General features: G+C 51.7%; 1 protein-coding gene. It reads right to left on the reverse strand.

The window, feature by feature from the left end; all coding sequences use genetic code 11:
* Positions 1-14 precede the first annotated feature (14 nt).
* On the reverse strand, positions 15-956 hold the full coding sequence (locus ABIE64_RS22655; protein ID WP_354378689.1) for an IS110 family RNA-guided transposase: 942 nt from the start codon (positions 954-956) through the stop codon (positions 15-17).
* Positions 957-1,172 lie beyond the last annotated feature (216 nt).

Below are 1,172 nucleotides of genomic sequence, written 5' to 3' on the forward strand. Positions count from 1 at the left end.
AAAAAGCAGCGGTGTTATGTGTCAAGCACCGCTGCATGATATTGGCGCATTCTTGCATTTGCCCTTACGATCATTTTACGCATGACGGCGACAAGCGCGACCTTTCCGGGTTTTCCATTTTGTTTCAGTCGTTGATAGAAGGCTTTCATGTCGGGATCAAAACGAATAGCAGGTAATGCGGCAACATAGAGAACGTCACGTACCTGTTGTCTGCCTCCGGCAATCGTTCTTCTGCCTCGCATAAGGCCGCTATCGCGATTAAGCGGGGCCACACCAACCAGTTTGGCAATCTGACCTTTTTCCAGTCGTCCGAGTTCGGGCAATCCAGCCAGCAGGAAGCAGGCGGTTCGCATCCCGATACCTTTGAGCGACATCAGAACGTTTGCCCGGGCCTGCAGGTCCTCATCTTCCGCCAGACAGATTTCCATCGCCCTGATCACTTTGCGGCGCTGTTCAACAAGGAAATCGAGCGTTTCCTCAATCCATCCCAGCGTTTTATCGACCTGCTTTTCCCGTCGGTTTTTCTCCTGAACGATCATGTGGGAAAGTTGGCGGTAGCGCAGCACCAGGTCGGACAGTTCAGACTGTCTTGCTGAAAGTGGCTCAAGCAGACGGGTTTCCATGCGCCTGCCGTAGTCTGCGATAACGAAGGCATCAATCCGGTCGGTTTTGGACAACTGGCCACTGGCGCGTGCAAACTGGCGGATATATTTCGCATTCACCTTTGCAACGGGCAGGCCTGCTGCAAGCAAAGCTTCAACGATTGATCGTTCATAGCCTCCTGTCGGTTCAACGAGGAGACGCTCAATATCCTCATACCCGGCAAGCCAGCCAAGAAAGCTGGCAATGCCCGAACGCGTGTTGGCAAAAGTTTTTGTCCGGTTTTCAGGTAACAGGCAAATGTCAAAGGTGGATTTCGATATATCGATCCCCACAAAACGAGTAGTATAAGTCATTGGCTTTGTCTCTCTTATACGCGAGCGTAAAAGCTCTCTCAGCGGTTCGACGAAGCCTCAAGGTACGCAAAGGGTTCTGCTTTTTTACGACCGTCAAAGGTCTTGCCCGCACGGGCCCAACCGCTCTGCGCACCATGAACTGGTGGTGGCCACCACCAGTTCAAACAAAAGAGGCAGAAGGATCATAACAAATCCTTCTGCCTCTCAATGTATAAG

Origin of the sequence: Thalassospira sp. MBR-102 (assembly GCF_040549275.1) — a bacterium.
GTDB lineage: Bacteria > Pseudomonadota > Alphaproteobacteria > Rhodospirillales > Thalassospiraceae > Thalassospira > Thalassospira xiamenensis.